Raw genomic sequence first — 4,336 nt, 5'->3', positions numbered from 1 at the left:
TGTGGTCCACCAATTACGAATTTTCCAGTTGGGTTAATATGATACGTAATATTATCATTAAAGAAATGAGCATATTGAGGATATTTTGCTTTAATTCTTGGAATTAAAATAGACACTAAATCACTTTTAATTTTTGCCAACATTGTTGCTTCTTCATCAAAATCATCGTGTTGAGTTGAAATTACTATCGCATCTATACGTTGTGGTTTGTTATCGTCAGAATACTCTAAAGTTACTTGTGATTTGGCATCAGGGCGAAGGTATTTAATTTCGTTATTTTCTCTTCTTAAGTTGGCTAATTCAATCAACAAAGCATGTGAAATATCTAATGCTAATGGCATGTAATTTTCCGTTTCATTGGTAGCATAACCAAACATCATTCCTTGGTCGCCAGCGCCTTGTTCTTCTTTACTTGCTCTATCTACACCTTGATTAATGTCGGCTGATTGCTCGTGAATTGCTGATAGAATTCCACAAGAATTGGCTTCAAACATATACTCACTTTTAGTATAACCGATTTTTCTAATTACTTCTCTTGCAATTTGTTGCACATCAAGATAGGTATTCGATTTTACTTCTCCAGCAAGAATTACTTGACCTGTAGTTACCAAGGTTTCGCAAGCTACTTTTGACTCGGCGTCAAATGCTAGAAAATTGTCGATTAACGCATCAGAAATTTGATCAGCAACTTTGTCCGGATGTCCTTCACTTACTGACTCCGACGTAAATAAATAAGCCATAACTATATTTTAGTTTAATATTATTGTTTGAAGGAAAAAAAGTGATTGCTTGAAAAGCTAAAGAAGAATTTCTGCTTTAGCATTTTTTTATTCTGAACTTGTTTTAGTATTTAATGAAAGATTCAAGTTCGAATAGAGGTTGCAATCAGTACAAATTTTTCCTCTTAATTTCGAGTGCAAATGTATAAAATCAAATTGAATTGCAAATTATTATCTGTTTTTTTTATTTCACTATTCTAGTATAAAATAAAAAAAAACCCTTGCAAATTAAAATTCTATGCCTTTACTTTGCAGTGTTCATAAACTTATTGATGTTATCACGAAAGCTGGAGGGAATAGACCCGATGAAAGCTTAGCAACCTCCGCCTCAGTGGAAAGGTGCTACATTCTATCTTTATGCTGAACACTTGAACTGAACTTGTTTCAGTTTGTTTCAGCAGCTGTTAAATCAGAAATAGAGAACAGATAACCCGAGAAATCTTCTCAACTTTCAGATATCATATAATAATTTTTAGGAGCTGTTTCCTGCTTTCCGCTATATCTTTTTTGTTTTGTCACCTTTAGCGCTGTCGAAGGGTCTCTCTTAAAAACAAAAAAGGATGTCGCTTCAATCAGGGCTAATGAGTAATCCATTTTTGTAAAATTAGGTTTCTAAAAAACGTAATTTTTAATTATAAACATTAAAAAAACTTTGAGACACTTTGTGAAAACTCCGTGTAACTCTGTGTAACAAAAAAAATTATGTCAAAAATTCAAGAAGCCATAAAAGAAAGAATCCTAGTTCTAGACGGAGCCATGGGAACCATGTTGCAACGCAACAATTTTTCTGAAGAAGATTTCCGCGGCGAACGGTTTAAAGATTTTCCACATCCGTTAAAAGGAAACAACGACTTGCTTTCCATCACACAACCCGAAGCGGTAAAACAAGTGCACCGACTGTATTTTCAAGCTGGTGCTGATATTGTTGAAACCAATACATTTTCAGGAACCACCATCGGAATGGCCGATTATCACCTAGAGGATTTAGTATACGAATTGAATTATCAATCCGCTAAAATCGCCCGAGAAGTGGCAGATGAATTTAAAGATAAACCACGCTTTGTTGCAGGTTCCATCGGACCAACAAACCGAACAGCATCTATGTCGCCCGATGTAAACGATCCGGGATTTCGTGCGGTAACTTTTGACGATTTACTAATTGCCTATAAACAACAAGTAGAAGCTTTAATTGACGGAGGTTGCGATATTTTATTGGTAGAAACTATCTTTGATACGTTAAATGCAAAAGCTGCTTTATTCGCCATAGAAGAAGTAAAAGAAGAACGTAATCTCGATATTCCCGTAATGGTTTCGGGAACGATTACAGATGCTTCCGGAAGAACACTTTCTGGACAAACTGTAGAAGCCTTTTTAATATCAATTCAGCATATTGATTTGTTAAGTATAGGTTTCAATTGTGCACTTGGAGCCGACCAACTAAAACCCTATTTAAAACGTTTGGCAATGAACACACAACTCAATATTTCCGCACATCCAAACGCTGGTTTACCCAATGCTTTCGGGCAATATGACCAAACTCCTCAAGAAATGCAGGCGTTAATCAAAGAATATTTAGAAGATAATTTAGTAAATATTATTGGTGGTTGCTGCGGGACAACTCCAGAACATATCAAAGCGATTGCTGATGTAGCCGCAGAATTTAAACCACGAAATGTTCTCGTCCATTAGAATTAAAATCTGTAAAAATCTGTGTAATCCGTGGCTAAAAAACTTTGTGCCTTAGCGAGTAAACAAAATAATAATGTCTGAAAATAAATACCTAAAATTATCCGGTCTCGAACCTTTAGTTGTAACTCCTGAAACTAATTTTATTAACGTAGGCGAACGAACAAACGTTACAGGTTCACGAAAATTCCTTCGATTAATTAAAGAGGAGAAATACGACGAAGCACTTTCTGTAGCTCGTGATCAAGTAGAAGGTGGCGCACAAATCATCGATGTCAATATGGACGAAGGAATGTTGGATGGTGTATATGCTATGACCAAGTTCCTAAACCTTATTGCTGCAGAACCCGATATTGCTCGTGTTCCCGTAATGATTGATAGTTCCAAATGGGAAATCATCGAAGCGGGTTTGAAAGTCATTCAAGGGAAAGGTGTTGTAAATTCCATTTCATTAAAAGAAGGAGAAGCTGTTTTTATACATCACGCCAAATTGATAAAGAGATACGGCGCCGCAGTAATAATAATGGCATTTGATGAAAAAGGACAAGCCGATACTTACGAAAGACGCATCGAAATTTGCAAAAGAAGCTATGATATTCTTGTAAATGAAGTAAATTTTCCAGCAGAAGACATCATCTTTGACCCTAATATTTTTCCTGTTGCCACCGGAATGGAAGAGCACAAATTAAATGCCTTAGACTTTTTCAAAGCTACCAAATGGATTAGAGAAAATCTGCCTTATGCCGGAGTTTCAGGCGGAGTGAGTAACGTTTCTTTTTCATTCCGTGGAAACGATAAAGTACGTGAAGCCATGCATTCTGCTTTTCTTTATCATGCTATTCAAAACGGAATGACTATGGGAATCGTAAATCCAGAAATGTTGGAGATTTATGATGAAATTGACAAAACTTTATTAGAACACGTTGAAGATGTTCTTTTAAATAGAAGAGAAGACGCCACCGAACGATTATTGGATTTAGCCGAAAGTTTTAAAGGAGGCCTCACCCCCAACCCCTCTCCAAAGGAGAGGGGAGCTTGGAGAGATGGAACCATCCAAGAAAGATTGACCCATTCTTTAGTAAAAGGAATTGACGAGTTTATAGAAACTGATGTTGAAGAAGCACGATTAAATTCAGAGAAAGCCATTGATGTCATTGAAATCAATTTGATGGCCGGAATGAATGTAGTGGGAGATTTATTTGGAAGCGGAAAAATGTTTTTGCCTCAAGTAGTAAAATCGGCGCGTGTTATGAAAAAAGCAGTGGCATATCTTCTTCCATTCATAGAACATGAAAAAGGAGACTCGACTTCGTCGAGTAATGGGAGGATCCTGATGGCCACCGTAAAAGGCGATGTGCACGATATCGGTAAAAATATTGTAGCGGTTGTTTTGGGTTGTAATAATTTTGAAATCATCGATTTGGGCGTAATGGTACCACCCGAAAAAATCATTCAAGCTGCCATTGAACATAATGTAGATATTATTGGATTAAGCGGATTGATTACACCATCATTAGACGAAATGGTTTATTTGGCTAAAGAATTAGACAAACTTAATATCAAAATTCCGATTATGATTGGTGGCGCCACAACTTCTCGAGCGCACACTGCCGTTAAAATTGCTCCGGAATATAAAGCAACAGTGGTTCACGTAAACGATGCTTCACGGGCGGTTACTGTGGCTAGCAATTTGCTTCAAACCGAGACCAAAGAAAGTTATGAAAAAGCAATTCGTGAAGAATACGACAAGTTGCGTGAAGGGTATTTAAATAGAAGTCGGGATAAAAATTATCTATCTATTGAAGAGGCACGCAAAAACAAATTACAGTTGGATTGGAATAATTTTCAACCCGTGAAGCCAAATTTTATAG

At 36.6% G+C, this 4,336-nt stretch carries 3 protein-coding genes and 1 riboswitch; of the genes, 2 read left to right on the top strand and 1 reads right to left on the bottom strand.

Going from position 1 to position 4,336, the window contains the following annotated elements:
• Window positions 1-740, bottom strand: a 740-nt coding sequence (locus tag ACK5ON_RS05575; RefSeq protein ID WP_409820679.1) for an S-adenosylmethionine synthetase N-terminal domain-containing protein, incomplete at its 3' end; no start/stop codon positions are given.
• A 311-nt stretch (window positions 741-1,051) separates the two neighbouring features.
• Window positions 1,052-1,154: riboswitch (SAM riboswitch) on the top strand.
• 327 nt (window positions 1,155-1,481) lie between these two features.
• On the opposite strand from ACK5ON_RS05575, the gene ACK5ON_RS05570 reads away from it, so the two are divergent.
• Together ACK5ON_RS05570 and ACK5ON_RS05565 are read left to right on the top strand one after the other, a co-directional pair.
• Entirely contained in the window at window positions 1,482-2,468 is a 987-nt protein-coding gene (locus ACK5ON_RS05570) for a homocysteine S-methyltransferase family protein (RefSeq protein WP_409820676.1), read from the top strand.
• 73 nt (window positions 2,469-2,541) lie between these two features.
• The coding region (locus tag ACK5ON_RS05565; RefSeq protein ID WP_409820674.1) for a dihydropteroate synthase at window positions 2,542-4,336 on the top strand (1,795 nt) is incomplete at its 3' end.

The sequence above is a fragment of the Flavobacterium sp. genome (assembly GCF_046317795.1).
GTDB lineage: Bacteria > Bacteroidota > Bacteroidia > Flavobacteriales > Flavobacteriaceae > Flavobacterium.
The sequence above is the reverse complement of the archived record's forward strand: the minus strand, read 5'-3'. Positions and strand labels throughout refer to the sequence as shown.